Source organism: Sphingomonas sp. LY29 (assembly GCF_035593985.1).
Taxonomy (GTDB): domain Bacteria; phylum Pseudomonadota; class Alphaproteobacteria; order Sphingomonadales; family Sphingomonadaceae; genus Sphingomicrobium.
In genome coordinates, this window is sequence record NZ_CP141587.1 from 33347 (window position 1) to 56502 (window position 23156).

23 protein-coding genes are annotated in these 23156 nt (G+C 64.2%); 22 read left to right on the forward strand and 1 reads right to left on the reverse strand.

The window, feature by feature from the left end:
• Positions 1–6 precede the first annotated feature (6 nt).
• Genes SH584_RS00205 through SH584_RS00295 form a run of 19 tightly spaced genes read left to right on the forward strand, consistent with a single transcriptional unit; the run spans position 7 to position 17157 of the window.
• Entirely contained in the window at positions 7–1218 is a 1212-nt protein-coding gene (locus tag SH584_RS00205) for an NADH-quinone oxidoreductase subunit D (protein ID WP_324809573.1), read from the forward strand.
• Positions 1218–1883, forward strand: a complete 666-nt coding sequence (locus SH584_RS00210; RefSeq protein ID WP_324807621.1) for a complex I 24 kDa subunit family protein — start codon at positions 1218–1220, stop codon at positions 1881–1883. Before SH584_RS00205 ends, SH584_RS00210 begins: the two co-directional genes overlap by 1 nt.
• Positions 1883–2050, forward strand: a complete 168-nt coding sequence (locus tag SH584_RS00215) for a hypothetical protein (protein WP_324807623.1) — start codon at positions 1883–1885, stop codon at positions 2048–2050. The genes SH584_RS00210 and SH584_RS00215 overlap by 1 nt, the downstream gene beginning before the upstream one ends.
• Positions 2047–2187, forward strand: a complete 141-nt coding sequence (locus SH584_RS00220; RefSeq protein ID WP_324807624.1) for a hypothetical protein — start codon at positions 2047–2049, stop codon at positions 2185–2187. The genes SH584_RS00215 and SH584_RS00220 overlap by 4 nt, the downstream gene beginning before the upstream one ends.
• Positions 2184–3491 carry an NADH-quinone oxidoreductase subunit NuoF gene (nuoF, locus tag SH584_RS00225; protein ID WP_324807625.1) on the forward strand — a complete coding sequence of 436 codons (1308 nt, stop codon included), beginning with the start codon at positions 2184–2186 and terminating at the stop codon, positions 3489–3491. Before SH584_RS00220 ends, nuoF begins: the two co-directional genes overlap by 4 nt.
• Positions 3488–3613 (forward strand): hypothetical protein, encoded by a 126-nt coding sequence (locus SH584_RS00230; RefSeq protein WP_324807627.1) that lies wholly within the window; start codon positions 3488–3490, stop codon positions 3611–3613. The genes nuoF and SH584_RS00230 overlap by 4 nt, the downstream gene beginning before the upstream one ends.
• Positions 3613–4248 (forward strand): hypothetical protein, encoded by a 636-nt coding sequence (locus SH584_RS00235; protein WP_324807629.1) that lies wholly within the window; start codon positions 3613–3615, stop codon positions 4246–4248. The genes SH584_RS00230 and SH584_RS00235 overlap by 1 nt, the downstream gene beginning before the upstream one ends.
• Before the next feature lie 2 nt (positions 4249–4250).
• Positions 4251–6254, forward strand: coding sequence for an NADH-quinone oxidoreductase subunit NuoG (gene nuoG, locus SH584_RS00240; protein ID WP_324807631.1), 2004 nt, complete (start codon positions 4251–4253; stop codon positions 6252–6254).
• A complete protein-coding gene (nuoH, locus tag SH584_RS00245) occupies positions 6251–7312 on the forward strand; it encodes an NADH-quinone oxidoreductase subunit NuoH (RefSeq protein WP_324807633.1) in 1062 nt (353 codons plus the stop codon). Before nuoG ends, nuoH begins: the two co-directional genes overlap by 4 nt.
• On the forward strand, positions 7309–7791 hold the full coding sequence (nuoI, locus tag SH584_RS00250; protein WP_324807635.1) for an NADH-quinone oxidoreductase subunit NuoI: 483 nt from the start codon (positions 7309–7311) through the stop codon (positions 7789–7791). The genes nuoH and nuoI overlap by 4 nt, the downstream gene beginning before the upstream one ends.
• Before the next feature lie 15 nt (positions 7792–7806).
• Entirely contained in the window at positions 7807–8412 is a 606-nt protein-coding gene (locus SH584_RS00255) for an NADH-quinone oxidoreductase subunit J (protein WP_324807637.1), read from the forward strand.
• Positions 8409–8714 (forward strand): NADH-quinone oxidoreductase subunit NuoK, encoded by a 306-nt coding sequence (nuoK, locus tag SH584_RS00260; RefSeq protein WP_322840765.1) that lies wholly within the window; start codon positions 8409–8411, stop codon positions 8712–8714. Before SH584_RS00255 ends, nuoK begins: the two co-directional genes overlap by 4 nt.
• A 1-nt stretch (position 8715) precedes the next feature.
• Positions 8716–10767 (forward strand): NADH-quinone oxidoreductase subunit L, encoded by a 2052-nt coding sequence (nuoL, locus tag SH584_RS00265; protein WP_324807639.1) that lies wholly within the window; start codon positions 8716–8718, stop codon positions 10765–10767.
• Positions 10764–12293 carry an NADH-quinone oxidoreductase subunit M gene (locus tag SH584_RS00270; protein ID WP_324807641.1) on the forward strand — a complete coding sequence of 510 codons (1530 nt, stop codon included), beginning with the start codon at positions 10764–10766 and terminating at the stop codon, positions 12291–12293. The genes nuoL and SH584_RS00270 overlap by 4 nt, the downstream gene beginning before the upstream one ends.
• Positions 12293–13726, forward strand: a complete 1434-nt coding sequence (gene nuoN / locus SH584_RS00275; protein WP_324807643.1) for an NADH-quinone oxidoreductase subunit NuoN — start codon at positions 12293–12295, stop codon at positions 13724–13726. The genes SH584_RS00270 and nuoN overlap by 1 nt, the downstream gene beginning before the upstream one ends.
• An 11-nt stretch (positions 13727–13737) precedes the next feature.
• On the forward strand, positions 13738–14421 hold the full coding sequence (locus tag SH584_RS00280; RefSeq protein WP_324809575.1) for a biotin--[acetyl-CoA-carboxylase] ligase: 684 nt from the start codon (positions 13738–13740) through the stop codon (positions 14419–14421).
• Positions 14422–14459: 38 nt separating this feature from the next.
• Positions 14460–15239: a type III pantothenate kinase gene (locus SH584_RS00285; RefSeq protein ID WP_324807645.1), complete on the forward strand. Its 780-nt coding sequence runs from the start codon at positions 14460–14462 to the stop codon at positions 15237–15239.
• Positions 15236–16873, forward strand: a complete 1638-nt coding sequence (locus SH584_RS00290) for a ribonuclease J (protein ID WP_324807647.1) — start codon at positions 15236–15238, stop codon at positions 16871–16873. The genes SH584_RS00285 and SH584_RS00290 overlap by 4 nt, the downstream gene beginning before the upstream one ends.
• Positions 16873–17157: a DUF1467 family protein gene (locus tag SH584_RS00295; protein ID WP_324807649.1), complete on the forward strand. Its 285-nt coding sequence runs from the start codon at positions 16873–16875 to the stop codon at positions 17155–17157. The genes SH584_RS00290 and SH584_RS00295 overlap by 1 nt, the downstream gene beginning before the upstream one ends.
• Here SH584_RS00295 and SH584_RS00300 read toward each other — a convergent pair.
• Positions 17154–19463 carry a coiled-coil domain-containing protein gene (locus tag SH584_RS00300; RefSeq protein WP_324807651.1) on the reverse strand — a complete coding sequence of 770 codons (2310 nt, stop codon included), beginning with the start codon at positions 19461–19463 and terminating at the stop codon, positions 17154–17156. The two genes, SH584_RS00295 and SH584_RS00300, sit on opposite strands and share 4 nt — an antisense overlap.
• A gap of 128 nt (positions 19464–19591) precedes the next feature.
• Between SH584_RS00300 and SH584_RS00305 the strand changes: the two genes are divergently transcribed.
• The 3 genes from SH584_RS00305 (at position 19592) to SH584_RS00315 (ending at position 23156) form a co-directional block, all read left to right on the forward strand.
• A complete protein-coding gene (locus tag SH584_RS00305; protein WP_324807653.1) occupies positions 19592–20782 on the forward strand; it encodes a response regulator in 1191 nt (396 codons plus the stop codon).
• Positions 20783–20905: 123 nt separating this feature from the next.
• Positions 20906–21829: a hypothetical protein gene (locus tag SH584_RS00310; protein ID WP_324807655.1), complete on the forward strand. Its 924-nt coding sequence runs from the start codon at positions 20906–20908 to the stop codon at positions 21827–21829.
• Positions 21822–23156 carry a PAS domain-containing sensor histidine kinase gene (locus SH584_RS00315; RefSeq protein WP_324807656.1) on the forward strand — a complete coding sequence of 445 codons (1335 nt, stop codon included), beginning with the start codon at positions 21822–21824 and terminating at the stop codon, positions 23154–23156. Before SH584_RS00310 ends, SH584_RS00315 begins: the two co-directional genes overlap by 8 nt.

Here is a 23156-nt window from a genome sequence, read left to right on the forward strand (position 1 = left end):
GACATCATGGTCGGCGCCCCCGAAGCCGGCGACGTCACCGCCGGCGACGAGGCGGTGCAGAACTATACGATCAACTTCGGTCCCCAGCATCCGGCTGCGCACGGCGTGCTGCGCCTGATCATGGAGCTGGACGGCGAGATCGTCGAGCGGGTCGATCCCCACGTCGGGCTGCTTCATCGCGGTACTGAGAAGCTGATCGAGTATCGCACCTACGCGCAGGCGCTGCCTTACTTCGACCGGCTGGATTACTGCTCGCCGATGTGCATGGAGCATAGCTACGTGCTTGCGGTCGAGAAGCTGATGGGCCTCGAGGTGCCGCTTCGCGCGCAGTATATCCGCGTGTTGATGGCGGAATTGACCCGCATCTCGAATCACATGCTCAACCTTGGCGCGCACGTCATGGACGTGGGTGCGATGACTCCGAACCTGTGGCTGTTCGAAGTTCGCGAAGACACAATGCAGCTGTACGAGGCGGTGTCTGGTGCGCGCATGCACGCCAACTATTTCCGGGTCGGTGGCGTTCACCAGGACATTCCCGAGAAGGTGCTGGCCGACATCGCCGCCTTCCTCGACAAGTTTCCCAAAATTTTCGAGGATGCGATCGGCCTCGTTGCCGACAACCGCATTTTCAAGCAGCGCAACGTCGACATCGGCACGGTCAGCAAGGAAGACGCGCTGGCGTGGGGCTTCAGCGGCCCGATGATCCGCGCGGCGGGCATTCCTTGGGACCTTCGCCGCAGCCAGCCTTACGAAGTCTACGACCGCATGGACTTCGACATTCCGACCGGCACGCGCGGAGATTGCTACGATCGCTTTATGGTTCGGGTCGAGGAAGTTCGGCAGTCGGCGCGGATCATGCGCCAGTGCCTGAAGGAAATGCCGGCCGGCCCGATCGGCAGCCTCGATCGCAAGGTCTTTCCGCCCAAGCGTGCGGAGATGAAGCAGTCGATGGAAGCGCTGATCCATCACTTCAAGCTCTACACCGAGGGCTATCACGTGCCTGCGGGCGAAGTGTACGTCGCGACTGAAAGCCCCAAGGGGGAATTCGGCGTCTACCTCGTCGCCGACGGCACCAACAAACCCTATCGCTGCAAGATCAGGCCGACCGCGTTCAGCCATCTGCAGGCGATGGATTTCATGATGAAGGGCCACATGCTCGCCGACACCACCGCGGTCCTGTCCGCGATCGACGTCGTCTTCGGGGAGTGCGATCGCTAATGGCCGACCGTCACTTCGCTCATGATACTCCCGAGCTTCGCGCCGAGTGGGATGGGTTTGCCTGGGACGCCGTACGCGCCTCGGCGGCGGCGGACATCCTCACCCGCTACCCGGCGGGCCGACAGGCGTCGGCGTCGATCCCGTTCCTCGATCTCGCCCAGCGGCAGGTCGGCGCAATGACGGGGACGCAAGGCTGGCTCCCGATCCCGGTGATCGAGTTTGTCGCGCGTGAACTGTCGATGCCTCCAGTGCGGGTGATGGAGGTCGCGAGCTTTTACACCATGTTCAACCTCGCGCCGGTCGGTCGTTTCCACGTGCAAGTCTGCGGCACCACGCCGTGCATGCTGCGCGGATCGGACGATGTTCTCGCCGCCTGCTTCAAGCGCGGCATGAAGAAAGGCAAGACGACCGCCGATGGGTTGTGGACGCTGACCGAGGTCGAGTGCCTCGGTGCATGCGCCAATGCGCCGATGGTTCAGATCAACGACGACAATTACGAGGATCTGACCGAGGACAGCATGGGCGAGGTGCTCGACGCGCTGGCGTCGGGGCAGAAGCCCAAGATCGGCCCGCAGGTCGAGCGACAAACCAGCGCGCCCGAAGGTGGACCTTCGACGCTCAAGAAGATGGCCGAGCGCAATTACGACTATCGGGGGCAGTGGTAATGGGCGAGGTCCAGAAGAAGGGATTTCCCCTCGTTGGCGCAATCTTCCTCGCGCTTGGCGTCTACAAGCTGTTGACCGGCGGGGACTGGGTGGTGTGGATCATCCTCGGCGCGCTGCTGGGCGGCCTGGGCGCGCTTAGCTGGAAGCGGGACGCAGAGCGGTCATGAGCATCGTTGCCATTCTGATCGCGCTCGTCGCGGCTTTCCTGGTGTTCAAGTTCGTCACGGGTACGATTAAGTTCGTCGTGCTGGCGCTGATCGTCATTGCCGCCATTTACTTCGTCAGCGGAGGGCTCGGCGCATGACCGGCATCACCTCGCTTCAGGACAAAGACCGGATCTTCACCAACCTCTATGGCTTTCAGTCCCCGGACCTGAAGGCCGCGCAGGCGCGGGGCGACTGGGACAATACCGCCGACCTGATCAAGCGCGGGCATGAAGCTATCATCGAGGAAGTGAAGTCGAGCGGCCTTCGCGGACGCGGTGGCGCGGGCTTCCCGACCGGCATGAAGTGGAGCTTCATGCCCAAGGAGCCGACGCCCGGCCGTCCAAACTTCCTGGTCATCAACGCCGACGAAAGCGAACCCGGAAGCTGCAAGGATCGCGAGATCCTGCGTCACGATCCTCACAAGCTGGTCGAAGGCGCGCTGATCGCGGGCTTCGCGATGCGGGCTCGGGCGGGCTACATCTACGTTCGCGGCGAATTTATCGTTGAGACCGCGGCGCTGCGCAAAGCGGTGGCCGAAGCCTACGAAGCGGGCTTGCTCGGCAAGAACGCCGCCGGATCAGGCTGGGACTTCGACCTGTTCGTGCACCGCGGCGCGGGCGCCTACATCTGCGGCGAAGAGACCGCGATGCTTGAAAGCCTTGAAGGCAAACCGGGCAAGCCGCGCCTTAAGCCGCCATTCCCGGCCGGCGCAGGCCTCTACGGTTGCCCGACCACGGTCAACAACGTCGAGAGCATTGCCGTCGTCCCGACGATCCTTCGCCGCGGGGCCGCTTGGTTCAAGTCGTTCGGTCGCGAGAATAATGCCGGCACCAAGCTGTTCCAGATCAGCGGCCACGTGAACAAGCCGACCGTCGTCGAGGAAGCGATGTCGATCAGCTTCCGCGAACTGATCGACAAGCACGCGGGCGGAATTCGCGGCGGGTGGGACAATTTGCTCGCGGTGATTCCGGGCGGCTCCTCGGTCCCATTGGTCCCGGCCGCCGAGATCGCCGATGCGCCGATGGATTTCGACGGGTTGAAGGCGGTTGGATCGGGCCTCGGCACCGCGGCGGTCATTGTCATGGACAAATCGACCGACATCGTCCGGGCGATCAGCCGCATAAGCTACTTCTATAAGCATGAGAGCTGCGGCCAATGTACGCCATGCCGTGAGGGCACCGGCTGGATGTGGCGCGTGATGGAGAAGCTGCGCACCGGCGATGCCGAGGTCGGCATGATCGATCAGCTTTATGACGTAACGAAGCAGGTCGAAGGCCACACCATTTGCGCGCTTGGCGACGCTGCCGCGTGGCCGATCCAGGGCCTGATCAAGCATTTCCGTCCGGAGATCGAACGCCGCATCGCCGAACGCGACGGCGCGATGCAGGAGGCGGCGGAATGAAGCTGATCCTGGGCCTTGCCCTGATTGGGATTATCGTGCTCGCCGTCACAATGCTTCTGCGTCGTAGTGGCCCGCGAATTACCACCATCGAACACCGTCGTGACGACGAGGAAGGCAAGTAATGCGTCTTTTCTCCTATCTGCCGGCCGTTGCCGGTCTGATCTTGTCGATGCAGGCGACCGAGGCTGCTGCGCAAATGGGTGGTGGTCGGTCCGGGATGTCGACGGCCGCTCCGCTCACGAACGTCAAGCCGTACAAGGAATTGCAAAACATGGGCGCGTGCGTGGCGCGCTACGAACGGAAAAAGGCGCTGACGCTGATCGCGACGGTGCCAGGGTCGAAGGATGAGGAGGCGATGTTTGATCGGCTGTTCTTCGGCGAACGTGATACGTGCATGCCCGGCGGCGCGCAGATGGTCATGCCAGTAATTTTTGCGCGCGGTGCGCTTGCTGAAGGACTGTTGAGCGTCGGCGGCGTGCCGGACACCCTTCGTCTCAAGAGCTCGGCGCCGCAGGAGGTCAAGGACCTCCATGGAGCTGCGCGTTGCTACACATCGGGAAACCGCAACGCGGTCGCTGCGCTGCTTAAGACGACTCCGGGAAGCTCTGAAGAGATCAAGGCGGTAGCCGGTCTCTGGAACGACTTCCGTACTTGCATGCCCGGCTTCAACGTTCGCTTGAACGCCCCTTGGATCCGCTTCCTTCTGGCCGAGGCGCTTTTGCGCCTTGAGCCCGGAACGACTGCGTCCGGAGGATAAAGATGCCCAAGGTTACAGTCGACGGCGTCGAGATCGAGGTTCCGCAGGGCGCGACCGTGCTGCAGGCGTGCGAGCTTGCCGGCAAGGAAATCCCGCGCTTCTGCTATCACGAACGGCTGAGCATCGCCGGCAATTGCCGCATGTGCCTGGTCGAGGTTGCGCCAGGGCCGCCCAAGCCGCAAGCGTCGTGCGCGCTGCCGGCCGCCGACGGACAGACCATCCGTACCGACACCGCGATGGTCAAGAAGGCGCGCGAAGGCGTGATGGAGTTCCTCCTGATCAACCATCCGCTCGATTGCCCGATTTGCGACCAGGGCGGCGAATGTGACCTTCAGGACCAGGCGATGGCCTATGGTCGCGGTCATTCGCGTTACGACGAGTATAAGCGCGCGGTCGACGACAAGTATATGGGACCGATCGTCAAGACGGCGATGACGCGTTGCATCCAGTGTACGCGTTGCATCCGCTTCGCCGACGAAGTCGCGGGCACGCCCGAGATGGGCATGCTGTTCCGCGGCGAGGATAGCCAGGTCACCTCCTATCTGGAGAAGGCGCTGGTCAGCGAATTGTCGGGCAATCTGGTCGACCTGTGCCCGGTCGGTGCGCTGCTTTCAAAGCCGTACAGCTTTGAAGCGCGGCCGTGGGAACTCCGCAAGGTCCCGGGCATCGACGTGATGGATGCGGTCGGCACCAATATCCGGATGGATGTGCGCGGGCGTCAGTTGATGCGTGTGTTGCCGCGGATCAACGACGAGGTGAACGAGGAATGGGCGCACGACAAGACGCGTCACCATGTCGACGCATTGGTGCGCGGTCGTCTCGATCGCCCGTGGGCTCGCGTTGACGGCAAGCTCCAGGAGACGACGTGGGGCGAGGCGCTTGACCTGTTCGCGGCGAAGTTTCGTGAGGCAGGAGCGAGCGTCGCCGCGGTCGCTGGCGACCTTCTCGACGCCGAGACGATGTATGCGGCGAAGGCGCTGCTCGCGGGGGCGGGGTCGTCGCTTCTCGAGGGTCGACAGACCGGGTTGGACTATGACGTAACTTCGCTAGGCGCGGTGCGGTTCAACACGCCGCTGGCCGATCTGGAAAACGCCGACGTCGTGCTGCTGGTCGGCAGCAACGTCCGCTGGGAAGCGCCGCTGGTCAACACGCGCCTCCGCAAGGCCGTTCGCCGCGGTGCGAAGGTCTATGCCATTGGGCCGCAGGTCGACCTGACCTATGACGTCGAGTGGCTTGGCGACAATTTGTCGTTGCTTGGCAAGCTGCCGAAGGCGGCCGCCGACGCGATCACGAGCGCCTCAAGGCCAGTGATGATCGTCGGGCCGGGCGCGCTCGGTGCCGGGGCACTTGGCGCCGCGGTCAAGGCGGCAGCTCCCTTCGTCAAGGACGGCTGGAACGGCTTCAACGTCTTGCATACCGCGGCAGCGCGGATGGCGGGGCTCATGCTCGGCTTCGCGCAGGCCGGCGGGATCGCCGACCTTGAGAAGGCATCGCCGAAGTTGGTCCTTCTGCTTGGTGCCGACGAAGTCGCTGCCGGCCACTTCAAGGGCGCTTTCAAGATTTACGTCGGTCACCACGGCGACAAGGGCGCGGCGCAGGCCGACCTCGTGCTTCCGGGTGCCGCCTACAGCGAAAAGCATGGCACTTACGTCAATATCGAAGGCCGTGTGCAGCGGTCGGAGCGCGCGACCTTCCCGCCGGGCGATGCCCGCGAGGACTGGACGATCCTGCGCGCGCTCAGCGACCTCGTCGGCCAGCCGTTACCATTCGACCGCTTCGACCAACTTCGCGCCGCGATGATCGCCGATACTCCCGCGCTGGGTCAGGAAGGCATCGTCGACTTTGGTTGGAGCCCGCCAGCACTTGGTGGCGAGGTGTCGGGCGCGGTCACTTATCCGATCCAGGACTTCTACCTGACCAATGCCATCTGCCGGGCCAGCCCGACGATGCGGCGTTGTTCGGAGGAATTGGTCCGGGGCAACGACTATCTGGAGGCTGCGGAATGACCGCGACGTTCCAGAATTGGGGGATGACCTACGATTGGGCGTGGTTCGTCGCGACCATCGTCGGCATCCTCGTCATCGCGTTGCCCCTGATGCTGGCGGTGGCAATGGTCATATATGCCGAACGCAAGATCTGGGCCGCGATCGCGCTTCGCCGGGGACCGAACGTCGTCGGGCCGTTCGGCCTGTTGCAGAGCTTCGCCGACGGCTTGAAGGTATTCCTGAAGGAAACCATCATCCCGTCGAGCGCGAACAAAGGCCTGTTCCTGATCGCGCCGATTATTACCTTCACGGTCGCGCTAATCGTGTGGGCGGTGGTGCCGTTCGACGTCGGCGTGGTGCTGACCGACATCAACGTCGGGCTGCTCTACATCCTCGCGGCGTCCTCACTGGGCGTGTACGGCGTCATCATCGCGGGCTGGGCATCCAACTCAAAGTATCCATTCTTCTCGGCGCTGCGTGCGGCCGCGCAGATGGTCAGCTACGAAGTGTCGATCGGGTTCGTCCTGATTTGCGTCGTGCTCTACTCGGGCACCTTCAACCTGACCCAGATCGTGCTGCAGCAGACGGGGAACAGCGGATTCGGCTTGCTGAACGGTTTTGGTTTCGAGCCGCTGCTGTTCCCGATGGCGATCGTCTTCCTGATCAGCTCGATGGCCGAAACCTTCCGCACGCCGTTCGATCTGGTCGAAGCGGAGAGCGAATTGGTCGCGGGTCACCAGACCGAATATTCAAGCATGTCCTTCGCGCTGTTCTGGCTTGGCGAATATGCCAACGTCATCCTGATGTGCGCGCTCAATGCGATCCTGTTCTGGGGCGGGTTCCTGCCGCCGCTCAACATCGACCTCATTCCGTGGTTCGACGTTCCGGGAATCGTCTGGCTGCTGCTGAAGATGTGCTTCTTCTTCTTCGTCTTCGGTTGGGTGAAGGCGACGGTGCCGAGGTATCGTTACGATCAGCTGATGCGGCTTGGCTGGAAGATTTTCCTTCCGCTCAGCCTGTTGTTCGTGGTCCTGATCTCGGGCTGGCGGATGTTCACCGTTTACGGAGTGCCGGCATGATCGCGCGCACCATCAAGGCGTTCACCCTGTGGGAATTCCTCAAGGCGCATGTCGTGACCTTGAAGTATTTCTTCAAACCCAAGGTGACGATCAACTACCCGTTTGAGAAGGTGCCGCAGAGCCCCCGCTTCCGCGGCGAGCATGCGTTGCGCCGTTACCCGAATGGGGAAGAACGCTGCATCGCGTGCAAGCTGTGCGAGGCAATCTGCCCCGCGCAGGCGATCACGATCGAGGCCGAACCGCGCGACGATGGTAGCCGCCGGACGACGCGATACGACATCGACATGGTCAAATGCATCTATTGCGGCCTGTGCGCAGAGGCATGCCCCGTGGACGCGATCGTCGAAGGACCGAATCTCGAATTCGCGACCGAAACGCGCGAGGAACTGCTGTACGACAAGGCGAAATTGCTGGCCAATGGCGACCGTTGGGAAGGGGCCATCGCGGCCAACCTTGCCGCCGACGCGGCCTATCGGTAGGGCGCGCGCCAACCCATGATTGCCATCCTCGCCTTTTACCTGTTCGCGACGCTCACCATCGCTTCGGCGGTGCTCGTGATTTTCGCGCGCAATCCGGTTCACAGCGTGCTGTGGCTGATCGTCGCCTTCTTCAACGCCGCGGGCCTGTTTCTGCTGCTTGGGGCCGAGTTCATCGCGATGCTGCTGGTCATCGTCTACGTGGGCGCGGTCGCAGTGCTGTTCCTGTTCATCGTCATGATGCTCGACGTCGACTTTGCTGCACTCCGTTCTGGCTTCACGCGCAACCTGCCATTCGGTCTGCTGATTGCGCTCGTCTTGCTGGCCGAGATTGTGATCGCGGTGTCGGCCTGGAAGGCGGGACCGGTTACCGGCGCACCGGTGCCGACGGGCAACGTCCAGCCCAACATCGTTGCGCTTGGCGAGATGCTGTACACGCGCTTCCTGTTCCCGTTCGAACTTGCCGGCCTGATCCTGCTGGTCGCGATGATCGGCGCGATCGTGCTGACGCACCGCAGCCGCGGCGACGTTCGCGGCCAGAAGGTTTCGCGCCAGGTTGACCGCGTTCCGGGCGAAGCGACCCGCAACATGCAGCCCGGCGTGGGCGAGGGGATGTCGCTGTGATCGGCTTGACTCACTATCTGACCGTCGCCGCGATCCTCTTCACGATCGGCGTGCTCGGTATTTTCCTCAACCGCCGCAACATCATCCTGATGCTGATGGCGATCGAGTTGATCTTGCTCGCGGTGAACATCAACCTCGTCGCGTTCAGCGCCTATTTGGGCGACCTGACCGGCCAGGTATTCGCGATGTTCGTGCTGACCGTTGCTGCGGCGGAGGCCGCGATCGGCCTCGCCATCCTCGTCATTTTCTTCCGTCGCCGCGGCTCGATCGCAGTCGACGACGTCAACCGGATGCGCGGCTAAGATGCACCCCATCGTCCTGATCGTTTTCCTGCCGCTAATCGCCGCGCTGGTCGCGGGGCTAGGCGGTCGCGTGATCGGCAAGCCGGCGGCGAAGATCGTCACCACCGGCGCGCTATTCATCTCCTGTGCGCTCAGCTGGCCGATCTTTCTGTCGTTCCTGGGCGGAAGCGCGGAGGCGCAGGTCGTTCCGGTGCTCGACTGGATCCGGTCGGGCGCCATGGTCGTCGATTGGGCGCTTCGGGTCGACACGCTGACGGCGGTGATGCTGGTGGTGGTCACGACGGTGTCGAGCCTCGTCCACCTCTATAGCTGGGGCTATATGAGCGAGGATCCCAGCCAGCCTCGCTTCTTCGCATGTCTCTCGTTGTTCACCTTCGCGATGCTCATGCTCGTGACCGCGGACAGCCTCGTGCAGATGTTCTTCGGATGGGAAGGCGTCGGCCTCGCGTCCTACCTCTTGATCGGCTTCTGGTATCACAAGCCCTCGGCCAACGCCGCGGCGATGAAGGCGTTCGTCGTCAACCGCGTCGGCGACTTCGGCTTTAGCCTCGGCATCTTCGGAACGTTCCTGGTCTTCGGAACGGTCTCGATCCCGGCGATCCTCGCCGCCGCGCCGTCGATGGCGGGTTCGACGATCGGGTTTGCCGGCATGACCGTCGATACGATGACCTTGCTCTGCCTTCTGCTCTTCGTCGGTGCGATGGGCAAGTCGGCACAGCTCGGCCTCCACACATGGCTTCCCGACGCGATGGAAGGTCCGACCCCGGTCAGCGCGCTGATCCACGCGGCAACGATGGTCACCGCCGGCGTCTTCATGGTCTGCCGCTTGTCGCCGATGTTCGAAGTGTCGCCGACCGCACTGACCGTCGTCACCTACGTCGGCGCCGCGACCGCGATCTTCGCAGCAACCGTCGGCACGGTGCAGAACGATATCAAGCGCGTGATCGCCTATTCGACCTGCAGCCAACTCGGCTACATGTTCTTCGCCGCCGGCGTCGGCGCCTATGGCGCGGCGATGTTCCACCTGTTCACGCACGCCTTCTTCAAGGCGCTGCTGTTCTTGGGCGCGGGCTCGGTCATCCATGCCATGCACCATGAACAGGACATGCGGTTTTACGGCGGGCTGCGGAAGGAAATTCCGCTGACGTTTTGGGCGATGGTTGCCGGCACGCTGGCGATTACCGGCGTCGGCCTGTTCGGGATCGGGTTCGCGGGCTACTGGTCCAAGGACAACATCATCGAGAGCGCGTTCGCCAGCGGCAGCGTGCACGGCGGGTTTGCTTATTTCATCGGCATCCTCGCGGCGCTGTTGACGAGCTTCTACTCGTGGCGACTGATCTTCCTGACCTTCTTCGGCAAGCCACGCTGGGCGGGCAGCGAGCACATCCAGCACGCGACACATCACCACCACGAGGATGAGGCCGAGGAAGTTTCAGATCACGACAGCGCGCACGACCATCCGGTCAAGGCCGTCGATGGGACCGCGGGCTATCACCCGCACGAAAGCCCGTGGACGATGCTGGTGCCGCTCGCGTTGCTGTCGATCGGTGCGATTTTCGCCGGGCAGATCTTCCATCATGCCTTCGTCGATGCCGAAGGCGGACTGGAATTCTGGCGCGGCAGCCTGGCCTTCGACAGTCATCTTGCGCATGCGGCGCATGAAGTACCGGCCTGGGTCAAATATTCGCCGTTCGCCGTCATGCTGATCGGCCTCGCCATTGCCTATCGCAACTATATTGCCCGACCCGACGCGCCGGCGGCGTTCGTCGCGATGTTCGGCGGGATTCACACCTTCCTGATGCACAAATGGTATTTCGACGAATTGTACGATGCGATCTTCGTTCGCCCTTCGATGGCGCTGGGCCGCTTCTTCTGGAAGCGCGGTGACGAACAGACGATCGATCGCTTCGGGCCGCACGGCGCGGCCACCTTGGTGGGCGTCGGCAATCGGGTCACCGCCCGACTGCAATCCGGCTACGTCACCAGCTATGCGCTCGTCATGCTTCTCGGCCTGATCGGCGCCGCCACCTGGGTGTTCTGGTGGGCTCGATGAACGGACTTCCCTTGCTGTCGATCCTGATCCTCGTTCCGCTCCTGGCAGGCGTGATTGCGCTGTTCCTGTCGGCTAGCGGAGCGCGATGGATCGCGCTGCTGGCGACGCTGGTGAACCTTGGCCTCGGCATTCTGATGTGGTCGGCGTTCGACCCCGCCGGGCCACAGTGGCAGTTCGTCGAGAACGTCAGCCTGGGCAGCACGCTGTCGTGGGCATTGGGGATCGACGGCATCGCGCTGATGCTCATCATGCTCAGCGTCTTCCTGATGCCAATCTGTATCGGCGCTTCATGGCGCGCGATCGAGAAGCGCGTGCCAGAATATATGGCAGCCTTCCTGCTGATGGAGGCGCTGATGATCGGCGTCTTCGCGGCGCAGGATCTGCTGTTGTTCTACATCATGTTCGAAGGCGGCCTGATCCCGATGTACCTGATCATCGGCATCTGGGGCGGTGCCGACCGGATCAAGGCCAGCTACAAGTTCTTCCTCTACACGCTCGCCGGGTCGGTGCTGATGCTGGTCGCGATGCTGGCGATGATCCTGACCGCGGGGACCAGCAGCATTCCGGAACTGATGGCCTACGACTTCGCGCCGTCGCTGCAGTGGTGGTTGTGGCTTGCCTTCTTCGCGAGCTTCGCCGTGAAGATGCCGATGTGGCCGGTCCACACCTGGCTTCCCGACGCGCACGTTCAGGCGCCGACTGCTGGCTCGGTCATCCTTGCCGGCGTCCTGTTGAAGATGGGCGGATACGGCTTCATCCGGTTTAGTCTGCCGATGTTCCCGGAAGCATCCGCGCAATTCGTGCCGTTCGTGTTTGTCCTCAGCGGGATCGCGGTGGTTGTCACCAGCCTGATCGCGCTGGTCCAACACGACATGAAGAAGCTGATCGCCTATTCCTCGGTCGCGCACATGGCATTCGTGACCTTCGGCCTGTTCGCCTTCAACCGTCAGGGGATCGAGGGCGCGCTGATCGTGATGCTCAGCCACGGGCTCGTGTCCGGTGCCTTATTCCTGTGCGTCGGCGTGATCTACGACCGCCTGCACACCCGCGAAATTGCGCGCTACGGCGGGCTGGCGGACAACATGCCGATCTATGCGCTGCTGTTCCTGCTGTTCACTATGGCCAGCGTCGGACTGCCCGGGACCAGCGGCTTCGTCGGCGAGTTCCTTAGCCTCGTCGGCACCTATGAGGTGTCGAGCAGGGCCGCGATCGTCGCGACGACCGGGATCATCCTGGGCGCGGCGTACATGCTCTACCTTTACTGGCGCGTCTGTTTCGGGACGCAGCGCAATGCCGACGCGGCGGCGATGAAGGACCTCGACGCACGCGAATTGTGGCTGCTCGCCCCGATCGCGGCTGCGGTGCTGTGGATGGGCGTTTATCCGGAAAGCTTCCTGCGGCCCATGCGTGCCGACGTCGGGCGCCTGCTCGAGCGGATCGAGCGGTCAAAGCCGGAAGGCGACGCGCATATCACGGCCGGAAAGCCGGTCGCGGCCGCACCCCATGACGCGGCGGAGTCGCACTGATGAATTTCGCCGCCATTCTTCCGGAAATGATCCTTACCATCGGCGCGATCGTGCTGATGATGGTCGCGGCCTTTGCCGGCAAGCGCGGAGCGTCGCTCACGACGTGGGCATCGGTCGTCCTGCTGCTGGTCGCCGCAGTGACACTGGCGGGCGCGCCGCAGACCGACGGGCCGCTGTTCGGGGGGCTGATCGTTGCCGACGCCTTCGGCGCGTTCGGCAAGTTGCTAATCTATCTGGCCGCCGCGGTCGCAATTGTGGCCGCGCACCACTGGTTTGAACGCGACTTCGAGCATGCCGCCGAATATCCGGTGCTGGTCTTGCTGTCCGCGGTTGGCATGTCGGTCATGGTCTCGTCGACCAACTTGATGACCCTCTACGTCGGCCTCGAATTGCAGAGCCTGTCGGCCTATGTACTCGCTGCCTATCGCCGTACCGACGACCGGTCGGCGGAGGCGGGGCTGAAGTATTTCGTCCTTGGAGCGTTGGCGTCGGGAATCCTGCTTTACGGCATCTCGCTGCTGTACGGCTTCACCGGAACGACGCAGTTCGAAGGCATCGCCGCCGCCTTTGCGCGCGACGGAGACGCTTCGATCGGTCTTCTGTTCGGCTTGGTGTTCACGCTCGCGGGACTGGCGTTCAAGATCAGCGCGGTCCCGTTCCACATGTGGACGCCCGACGTCTACGAGGGCGCACCGACCCCGGTGACGGCATTCTTCGCGTCCGCTCCCAAGGTCGCGGCGATGTTGCTCGGTGTTCGCCTGTGCCTCGACGCGCTCGGCCCGGCGATCGACGCTTGGCGGCAGATCATGACCTTTGCGGCGCTGGCTTCGATCCTGCTTGGTGCGGTGGCGGCCTATGGGCAGACCAATATCAAGCGGCTTCTCGCTTACTCGTCGATCAACAACGTCGGATTTGCGTTGATCGGCTTGGTCGCGGGCGGCGTTGCGGGAGCAAGCTCGGTCCTCTTCTACATGACCGTCTATGTCGTGATGACGCTTGGCGCCTTCCTTTGCGTCCTCCGCATCCGCGGTGAGGATGGCGAGCCGCTGGAAAGCATCGACAGCCTGTCGGGCTTGTCGCAATCGCGACCGGCGCTGGCGGCGGGTCTCGCGATCTTCATGTTCAGTCTGGCGGGCATCCCGCCGCTGCTCGGTTTCTGGCCAAAGCTCGTCGTCTTCCAGGCGGCGATCGGCGAGGGGCTCTACGCGCTTGCGGTGGCCGGTTTCCTCGGCTCGGTCATCGGTGCTTATTACTACATCAAGATCGTCAAGGTGATGTATTTCGACGCACCCGGCCGCGCGCTGGCCAAGGGCGGTAACCGCCTTGAGGGCGTTCTGATCGCGCTGGCCGCGCTGTTCGTGTCGCCACTCGGCTATCTCCTGATTGGTCCGCTCGGCGACATGACCGATCGCGCCGCGGGGTCGCTGTTCTGAGCCGAATCCGGATCGTCGAGCGAACAGGCTCGACCAATTCGGACCTGTTATCCGACGACCAGGCAATTGAAGGCGATTGGCTGATCGCGCTTGTTCAGGATGGCGGTCGGGGCAGGCATGGCCGCGTCTGGCAGAGCGTCGATGGCAACTTCCTGGGGTCGACCTTGGTTCAGGTCCGCGCTGGCGATCCCTCGTCGCCGGCATTGGCCCTTGCGGCGGGCCTGGCCCTGATCGAGGCACTGGACAGCGTCGCTTCCGCAGCTCCTTTGTCGCTCAAGTGGCCGAACGACCTGATGCTCGGCAACGCCAAGCTTGCGGGCATCCTGCTTGAACGATCAGGCCAGCGGATCGTCGCGGGGTTTGGCGTCAACCTCGCCGCCGCGCCCGAGATTGGCGGTCGCCGTACGACTGCGCTTGCGCCACTGGCGACGATAGCACCGCAGGCATTTGCGCCGCTGCTGGCGGCAAGCTTCGCGCGGATGCTGGCAAGCTGGCGTCACTCGAATCCCGCGTCGTTTGCCCAGGCCTGGCAGGCGCGGGCGCATCCGATCGGCACGCCACTCGAAGTGCACAGCGGGCCCGGGCAGCGCGTTGCGGGTCGCTTCGCGGGGATTGAGCCCGATGGGGCGATGCGCCTCACGCTTCCCGATGGCGCCACCGAGATCGTCCGCGCGGGCGACGTCAGCTTCGCGTGACCCTCGCCATCGCGCACAAGTCGGTCTAGGGGTCCGCCATGCTGCTCGCGATCGATGCCGGGAATACCAATCTTGTGTTCGCGCTGGTCGACGACGGCGGGGAGATTCGTGCCCGCTGGCGCATCGCCACCGATGCGCGCCGGACGGCCGACCAATACGCCGTGTGGCTCTTCCAACTGCTCGAACTCGAAGGCTTTCCCAAGGACGCGGTGACAAAGGTCATCATCGGCACCGTGGTCCCTCGCGCGCTTCACAATCTCGAGGTGCTCGCACAGAAGTACTTCAAGGTGACGCCGCAGGTTGCGGGGCAAGGCGAAGCGGGATGGCCGATCGCACTCGACGTGCCTGATCCTTCCAGTGTGGGTGCGGATCGCGCGCTCAACGCCATCGCGGCGCATTCGGTCCATGAGGGCGACCTTGTCGTCATCGACTTCGGCACCGCGACGACCTTCGACGTCGTCGATTATTCGGGCGCCTACAAGGGCGGCATCATCGCGCCCGGGATCAATCTGAGCCTCGATGCGCTCGTATCCGCGGCTGCCAAGCTGCCGCGCATCGCCATTGAAGCGCCGAAAGACGATAGCGTTGTCGGGCGCACCACCGAACACCAGATGCAGATTGGCGTCTATTGGGGATATATCGCGATGATTGAAGGATTGGTTGGCAGGCTGAAGGCCGAGATCGGGCGGCCCGTCACGGTCATTGCCACCGGAGGACTCGCCATCCTGTTCGACAAGCACACGAACGCCTTCGACGCGGTCGAGGATGACCTGACCATTCGCGGCCTCGCAATGCTCGCGCAGAGGACCGTGCGATGACCCCGGGCGAAGAGCTGCTGTTCTGCGCGCTCGGCGGGTCGGGCGAGATCGGCATGAACGTCAATCTCTACGGCTGCCGCGGCAAGTGGATGATGGTCGACCTCGGCATCAGCTTTGCCGATCACGACTATCCGGGCGTCGAACTGATACTGCCGGACCTAGAGTTCATCGAAAAGCGGATGGACGACCTAGTCGGCATCGTGCTGACGCACGGTCACGAAGATCACATCGGCGCGCTGCCCTACATGGCCGCCGACCTCAAGGTGCCATTGTACGCCACGCCATTCACGGCCGGGCTGATCGCGGGGAAGCTGGAGGAAGAGGGGCTCACCGGTCAGGTGAAACTCCGCGTCATCGAACGTGGCGGCTCAATCGACCTCGCGCCGTTCCGCGTTACCTACGTTCCGCTCGCGCATTCGATACCCGAATCCAACGGGCTGGTCATCGAGACGCCGCTCGGCACGGTGTTTCACACCGGCGACTGGAAGCTGGACGAAGCGCCTGTCCTCGCCACGCCCGCTTCTCCGAAGCAATTGTCGGCGATCGGCGATGCGGGCGTGCTCGCACTGGTCTGCGATTCAACCAACACTTTCCAGGCCGAGCCCTCTGGAAGCGAATCGAGCGTCTACGACGGCCTGCTGCAGGAAGTGACGAATGCGCTCGGCCGCGTCGTCGTCACGACCTTTGCGTCCAACGCGGCGCGGCTTGATACGCTCGGCCGCGTTGCCGAGGCCGCCGGGCGGCGGATCTGCGTTGCGGGGCGGAGTCTCGATCGGATCCTGAAGGTCGCCAAGGCTACCGGATACCTGCGCGACTTCCCTGAGCCCATCCGCTTCGACGAGGCGATGCGGCTGCCGCGCAACGAGGTGCTGATCGTCGCCACGGGCGGGCAGGGTGAACCGCGCGCGGCGCTCGGTCGGATTGCGTTCGACACGCACGAGATCAAGCTCAAGGAAGGCGACACGGTCATCTTCTCGTCGAAGCAGATCCCGGGTAACGAGGTCGCGATCGGCCGGATCATGAATGCCCTCAGCGAGCTCGGCGTCCTGATCGTGACTGAGCGCCAGGCACACGTCCACGTGTCGGGCCACCCCGGTCGGCCGGAACTTGCGGCGATGTACAAGTGGATCCGGCCGCAGATGCTCGTTCCTGTTCACGGCGAACCGCGCCATTTGCGCGAACAGGCACGCTTCGGTCTGTCGAACGGAATTCCCCAGGCCATCGTGCAGGAAAATGGCGACGTCATCCGCTTGGCGCCCAAGGGCCCGAGGAAGATTGGCGACGCGCGCGTTGGCCGATTGGTCCTTGATGGCGACGTTATCCTTCCGGCCGACGGCGCGACGATCGGTGAGCGGCGCAAGATCGGCGTCAACGGCCTGATCACCGTCACCATTCCGATGAGTCGCAACGGGCGCTTGGCCGGTAATCCGCTGGTTCGACCGTTCGGCGTACCGGTCGAGGCCGATCGCGAAGACTTCGTTGCTGACGCTTCCGACGCGGCCGCGAAGGCGATCTCGGGCGATCAGACCGATGAGCGGATGCGTGAGGCGGTGCGGCTTGCGGTCCGGCGCTGCGCAACCTTGTGGACCGGCAAGAAGCCGATCGTCGACGTGACGCTGCTCACGCTCGACTGATGGGCATCGGTTCGGCCCTCGCGGTCTATTTCCTGTTCTGGGTCGGCGCGGCTTTCCTGCTGCTTCCGTTCGGCGTTCGCACCGACGAGGAAGTCGGTGCCGAGCTCGTGCCGGGTCAGGCCGATAGCGCGCCGCATAAATTCGATCTGAAGCGCCACATGCTGCGCGCGTCGATCGTCGCGCTGGTGCTGTTCGCGATCTACTATGCGAACTGGGCGTTCGAGTGGGTCACCGTCGACGATCTCGACTTCTTCAACCCGCCCGCCGCGCAGGACACGATCTAGCGGCGGCGTTCGACGGCTTGGGCGAGGGCGGCATAAAGCTTGCCCATGTCGCTCGACATCAGGGTCACCGCAATCATCCCGCCGTCGCGCTCTGCCAAGACCCGGCGCAGCATTGATTCGAAATCGTGGACGTAGCGGTCGACCGACCCCTTGAACTCGACGTCGCTTTCATATTGCGCGGCGATCGGACGGCCTTCGCTATTGTCGAGAAGACGCACCGCTCGGCGGGTGAAGATCCCGCGATTGCCCTTGAGGTAGCTGGTCCATGCCTTTTCATCGACCTCGTCGCTCAAGATTTTCTGGACGTCGATCGAGGCGCTGTTCATCGAATCCATCAACAGCGAAACCCGGCGCGCGAACTCCTCGCCGCTGTCCTTGCGCTGCGCTTCGCGGTTGCGCTCGATATGCGCTTCGAGCGCGGAGGCGCTCTGGCCGATCGAAAGCATTTGCGAGGTCAGGCGATCGGATGCTTCTCGAGCCGTCTCGACCGCGCGCGTCGCGACTTGGTCGAGCTCGATCAGTTTCGATTCGACGCCTTCGCGGACCGCCGCTTCCAGTGCCTCGCGAGTGGCACGTCCCAAATGATCCGCGCTGTCTGGGATAATCTTGGCGATTGCCTCGCGCGCTCGTTCGGCGGCATGGCTCGCGGCCTCGCGCACCTGCATCAGCGCGGCGACCAGAGCCGGGCCGGTTTCGCCTGACAGACGGCCGGCTTCGCCGCTCGTCGCGACGATGGCCGCGCTTAGCTCGGCAAGACGCTGCTCTGCTTGTCCAACGCCAAGGTCCACCGTCGTCATCAGCGCCGCGAGGCGGTCCTGCTGCTCGGAGATGTTGGTGGCACCCGCCTCGATCCTTTCGGCCGCGACCGACGCGTCGCTACGCATCGCATCGAGGTGAGGACGCGCGGCCTCGGCCGAATGGAGCACGCGCGCCGCGCTCTCTTCGGCGTCGCCAAGAACCTTTGCGAGTTCGTCCTGCAGGACGAGACCGAGACGGCCAACTCCTTCCTGCAGATTGGCGGTTCGCTGTGCCAACCCATCGATCGAGCCGTCCTGCGCAGCTGTTGCGCTGGTCAATTGCTCCAATTCGCCGCGAAGACGATTGAGCGCGACCTGAACATGGCTAGCACGCTCGTCACCCGCCTTCGCCAATTCGAAGAAGCGTTCGTCGAGGGCGACGAGGCCCGCGTCGAGCTCTGAAATCATGCGCTGCGACAGTCGCTCCTGCTCGGCAATGCGGCTCGACAGTCCGTCGAGCGAGCTGCCGGCACTAGACAGGCGCTGACCGAGTAGTTCGGATGCTTCGATCCCGGCGCGACCAATGCTTGCCTGGCTTTGCGCGATCAACGCCGTCACGGCTTCGGCTTGCGTATCGATGCCCGAGCGCACTTCGCTCAGCGCGTCCGCGGCACGCGCGAGTAGTGCATCCACGGCGGCGGCGGTCTGCGACCCGGCTTCATTCAGTCGAAGCGAGGCGGCAGCTCCAGCGCTTTCGATGTGCGTCAGGTGGGTGAGCAGACGTTCGGAAGCTTCGTGTACAACGGTGTCAGCACTCTTGGCTCCGGCCGCCAGACGATCCACCTGTTGCTCGAAGCCGGCGGCCTGGGCCGACGCTTCCTGCCCGGCGTCGCGCAAGGTGGCAGCCATTCGGGTGGCGACGGCTTCCGCCTGTGGAAGGTCGGCAAGGATGACCCCGATATCGCTCCGCGCGGCTTCGGCGGCGCGGTCGAGCGCGGCGCCATGCTCGGCCAGCTTGCGCGATCCGGCATCGAGATCGGCAGTCACCGCGCCGAGCTTCGTCGCGGTCTGGTCGCCAAGGCCGACGAGTTCGCCCGCCATGTGGCCAAGGCTCTGGTGATGGGCCTCGATCTGCCGCGACATCGCGCCAAGCAGGTCGTGAAGCGAGCGCGCCTCGGTCCGCATTGCGACCACCGAGCGGGTGAAGCGCTCGGCTTCCTTCCGCCGGGTCCGGCCAAAGATCATCCATACTAGGCCCATCAGCGCAAGCGGCCCCGTCAGGATGGCGACCCATTGGGCGACGGCGGGGCTCGACAGCGGCTGATCGGAAAGGACGCGGCCCGCCGACCAAGCGGTATAGCCGGTCCAGAGGACCGCCAGCAGCGCAAGTGCCCACCCCAGCACCTGGCGGCCGCCGGGACTGGCGACCTCATCCTCATCCTGCCTCGCCGACCAGTCGACGGGGGAGAAATCGCCCATGGGCTGATAATCTCCGCTCTCGACCCGCTCGGGTTCGTCGGTGTTCGGGGCCGAAGGCTCGCTCTGGACGCGATAAGGGCTGATGCTCATGAGCAGGGAGTTTACCAACATTGTTGGGCGGGGGAAGCGACAAACCGTCTCTGGCGGGGTGGAAAGTTGGGGCGGCGGTGGCCTATGTATCGGCAGGGCAGCGGGCCCGCTGCGTGGGGGAATGAAGAATGGCGCTCGGCGCCCTCATCGGTGCTTATCAGGAAGATGACGCGGGCGGTTTGCGCGCGCTGCTACCGCTCGCCGGCCGGACGCTGATCGAATATCAGGCGCGTTGCCTCGCCGCCGCTGGTGCCGCGCCGCTGGTGGTCCTGGTGGAACGCATCCCCGTTGCGCTCAACGAGGCGTTCGAACGCCTGCGCGGCGAGGGGATCTCGGTCATCCCGGTCAGCGACGGCATGGAGGCCTCTAGCCGCTTCGAGGCGGGCACCGATATCCTGCTGTTGGCGGACGGAGTCGCGCCGGACATGGGCGACCTCGCGCTTCTGGCCGAAGAGGTCGATCCGGCGATTCTGACCGTCCCCGACGCCAGCGAGAATGAGCCATTCGAACGGATCGACGGAAGCCAGCGCTGGGCGGGGCTCGCCCGCGTCGACTCGGCGATGCTCGGTGCGACCGTCGCGATGCTTGGCGACTGGGATTTGCAGTCGACGCTGCTTCGCCGCGCGATCCAGGCAGGCGCGAAGTTACGACCATCCGCGACCGGAGACGGGCGCGGACCATTTCTGGCGATCGACGCGCAATCGATGATTGGGTTCGAACGGCGATTGATCGTCGCCTCGCGAACGGCGCGAGAGGACGTCGTGGCGCGCTATCTCCTGCCGATCGTCGAGGAAGTCGCGACCGAAAAGCTGATGGAGACACGGCTACGGCCCGACTGGCTACTCCACGGCGCGCTTGTGCTGACGGTCGTGGCTGCCTTCTGTTTCACGCGCGGCTGGCATTGGCCAGCGCTCGGACTGCTGCTGCTGTCGACGCCGCTCGACTTGGTAGCGGAGCGGCTTGCCCATCTTCGCCTACGTCCGTTGGCTCCCGGCAAGCCGGCGCGTCGTCTGCTGTGGCCCGCCGCAGGCCTCGCGCTCCTTGCGCTCGGCTGGTTCGAGGCTCGGCACGGGTCGGGGTGGGGCGCGATGGTGGCGGCGCTTTCGGCAGGCGCTTTTGCAGAGGCCATGCGGGTCGAGCGACAAGGGCGCACGATCCCGGCCGGCGAGTGGCTCTTTTCCCGTCGGACGGCGATCTGGCTCGCCGTGCCATTCGCAGCGTTGGGCTGGTTCAGTGCGTATCTCGGCGCAGCGGCGCTTTACGCGGCGGCGAGTTTCTTCACCGCCCAGCACGTTCGGCACCGGCTCGATCGCGATTGACTGGCCGTTAACTCCATTTGTTTTATGACGCCCGGCATGCCCGTGGACTGGCCCCTTGCTGACACATCGACCGGCCGTCCGGTTTCGCCTGCGCGTCGCGCGCGGGCGAACCGGCTCGACACCGTGCGAGCCGATTTCTTCCTGGACGAGCAGGAACGGCTGAGCGACGAGGAACGATCGCTGATGTCGGCGATGCTACGCGGACTGATCGCCGAGGTTGCTGACGAACTGATTGCGGGCATGCCTGCACTGACCGCTGCCCGAGCCGAGCAGGGGCGCGACTTGGCCTACCGTCGCCTGCGCAATGCTCGCCTGCTCGACCGACCCGAGCTTCTATCTTTGCTGTTGCGCCGCGCGGACGAGCAGCAATTGTCGGGTCGACACGAAGCAGGGTCAGACGGAGTGGTGGCGCAGATGGTCTCCGACGCCGATCCGAACGTGTCTGCGGCGGCCATGGCGTTGACAATCGCAAGGGGGCGACGGCGCGATCGCTTCGGTCGTCTGGGCTTGGAGTTCGACGATCTTTCGGCCGAGGACGCCGTTGCGGTCGTTCATGCAACCGCGGCCGCCCTGCGCGAATCGCTCGACGACGATGCTGATCTTCCACTCGCGCAGTCGGCGGCGGGATTTTTGTCGCGTCACGACGAGGGCCGTCGGCTCGACGCGGCGGTCGCGGCGCTTGCGCGGGTTCTCGATGCGTCCGGTCGCGCTGGAGACGACACGGTCGTTCGCCTCGCCAACGAAGGTGAAGCGCCTTTGCTCGTCGCCCTCCTATCTCGCCGAGCCGGTGTCGATCTGGTCGACGGATGGTCGCTGTTCAGTGGTGGCCAGGCGATGATGCTTGCGCGCATGGCGGGGTGCGCGCGGACGACGGCCGCTCAGATCCTTGTTGCCTTCGAAGCGCTTCTGGCCGGATCGGCTCCAGAGGGCGCGATCGGCGAGTTCGAACAGATTGAGGAAGGTCGCGTCGAGCGGTGTCGGCAATGGATGCGGCTGGACCCGCATTATCGGGCGGCACGCGACCAGATCGAAGCGTCGAATGGCTAGCGTCCCCCTCAATGGAGATCCGGTGAGTGGGCGGGTCGACCGCGATGGTCGGCTGATCGAAGCCGATCCGCGACTCCTCCGATTGCAGCGCGAAGCGGGGTCCGACCTCGGCGCGCTGATTGCGTTGCCGCAACTGGCGATGGTCGTCAGGACTGCAATCCGGCTCGGGGTGCCGCTATCCCGGTCGATCATCGCGGCCTCCTCGACCGAAGATCTGGACCTATGGGTGAAGGCGGTGCCTGACCAGGAGGGAGTGTCGCTGGCAATTGAAGGATGGACTGCGCGGTCACCGCTGCCGCCACGATTGACGCTGGTCGGTAATGAGCCGGAACTGGGCGCTGATACCGCGGCAAGCAACTCCCTTCGCCTGTCGACAGATCCTCAATTGCAGGTGTTGAGTGCTGACAATGGCCTGCTCGCCCTCTTGGGCATGGACGAGGGCGAGGTCGTCGGCGAACCGCTTACCCGTTTCTTCCAACTGCGAGATGACGCGCAGGGCGCGATGCCGTTGCTTTCCGCCCTTGGGACCGGGCAGGCATTCGCAGGGCAGATGGCGCACCTTCGGAATAACCCCGAGCAAATCGTTAGCCTCTCAGCAAATCCCAAGGAGACTGCTGGCGGGAAGTTCGCAGGCTTCGAGATCGACGCGCACTTCGAGGGAGCCTCGGACCAGCGCGACGGCCAGGCATCTTTCGATCCTGCGCTGAACGAAGCGTTGCGGTCGCCTCTCGATCGCATCATTTCCGCGGCGGACCGGATCGTCGAACGGACCGAGGGTCCCTTGCGTAGCGACTATGCAACCTATGCCGGGGACATCGCGGCGGCGGGCCGGCATCTGCTCTCGGTAATCAAGGCGATGACCGAAGAGCAGCCGACGAGCGCCGACGTCATCGATCTTCGCGGCCCCATTGCCGAGGCGGTGCAGTTGACAGAGGCGCGCGCCGAGGAACGGTCGATCATCGTCGCGGTGACGGGTGCGGCCGATGCGCTGCTGGCGCACGGAGAGCCGCGTGCAATCGTCCAGATCCTCGTCAACATCGTCAACAATGCGATCCGCCATTCGCCCGACGGCGGGCTGGTCGACATCGCTGCACATCGGCGCGGCGAGGAAGTGGCCATAACGGTCACCGACCAGGGTCCGGGAATCGCCCTCGTCGACGAGAAACGAATCTTCGAACGCTATGAGCGCGTCGGCGAAGCGCCTGACGGGACCGGACTTGGCCTCGCCATCGCGCGGCGCCTTGCCCGGTCGATGGGCGGCGAGATCGAGCTGGACGGGCGCCCCGGGCGAGGCGCCTGCTTCACCCTGACGCTTCGCAGCGCCTAG

Coding starts and splice junctions, on each gene's coding strand:
- SH584_RS00205 (WP_324809573.1), top strand. CDS start 7: ATGGTCGGCGCCCCCGAAGCCGGCGACGTCACCGCCGGCGACGAGGCG.
- SH584_RS00210 (WP_324807621.1), top strand. CDS start 1,218: ATGGCCGACCGTCACTTCGCTCATGATACTCCCGAGCTTCGCGCCGAG.
- SH584_RS00215 (WP_324807623.1), top strand. CDS start 1,883: ATGGGCGAGGTCCAGAAGAAGGGATTTCCCCTCGTTGGCGCAATCTTC.
- SH584_RS00220 (WP_324807624.1), top strand. CDS start 2,047: ATGAGCATCGTTGCCATTCTGATCGCGCTCGTCGCGGCTTTCCTGGTG.
- nuoF (WP_324807625.1), top strand. CDS start 2,184: ATGACCGGCATCACCTCGCTTCAGGACAAAGACCGGATCTTCACCAAC.
- SH584_RS00230 (WP_324807627.1), top strand. CDS start 3,488: ATGAAGCTGATCCTGGGCCTTGCCCTGATTGGGATTATCGTGCTCGCC.
- SH584_RS00235 (WP_324807629.1), top strand. CDS start 3,613: ATGCGTCTTTTCTCCTATCTGCCGGCCGTTGCCGGTCTGATCTTGTCG.
- nuoG (WP_324807631.1), top strand. CDS start 4,251: ATGCCCAAGGTTACAGTCGACGGCGTCGAGATCGAGGTTCCGCAGGGC.
- nuoH (WP_324807633.1), top strand. CDS start 6,251: ATGACCGCGACGTTCCAGAATTGGGGGATGACCTACGATTGGGCGTGG.
- nuoI (WP_324807635.1), top strand. CDS start 7,309: ATGATCGCGCGCACCATCAAGGCGTTCACCCTGTGGGAATTCCTCAAG.
- SH584_RS00255 (WP_324807637.1), top strand. CDS start 7,807: ATGATTGCCATCCTCGCCTTTTACCTGTTCGCGACGCTCACCATCGCT.
- nuoL (WP_324807639.1), top strand. CDS start 8,716: ATGCACCCCATCGTCCTGATCGTTTTCCTGCCGCTAATCGCCGCGCTG.
- SH584_RS00270 (WP_324807641.1), top strand. CDS start 10,764: ATGAACGGACTTCCCTTGCTGTCGATCCTGATCCTCGTTCCGCTCCTG.
- nuoN (WP_324807643.1), top strand. CDS start 12,293: ATGAATTTCGCCGCCATTCTTCCGGAAATGATCCTTACCATCGGCGCG.
- SH584_RS00285 (WP_324807645.1), top strand. CDS start 14,460: ATGCTGCTCGCGATCGATGCCGGGAATACCAATCTTGTGTTCGCGCTG.
- SH584_RS00290 (WP_324807647.1), top strand. CDS start 15,236: ATGACCCCGGGCGAAGAGCTGCTGTTCTGCGCGCTCGGCGGGTCGGGC.
- SH584_RS00295 (WP_324807649.1), top strand. CDS start 16,873: ATGGGCATCGGTTCGGCCCTCGCGGTCTATTTCCTGTTCTGGGTCGGC.
- SH584_RS00300 (WP_324807651.1), bottom strand. CDS start 19,463: ATGAGCATCAGCCCTTATCGCGTCCAGAGCGAGCCTTCGGCCCCGAAC.
- SH584_RS00305 (WP_324807653.1), top strand. CDS start 19,592: ATGGCGCTCGGCGCCCTCATCGGTGCTTATCAGGAAGATGACGCGGGC.
- SH584_RS00315 (WP_324807656.1), top strand. CDS start 21,822: ATGGCTAGCGTCCCCCTCAATGGAGATCCGGTGAGTGGGCGGGTCGAC.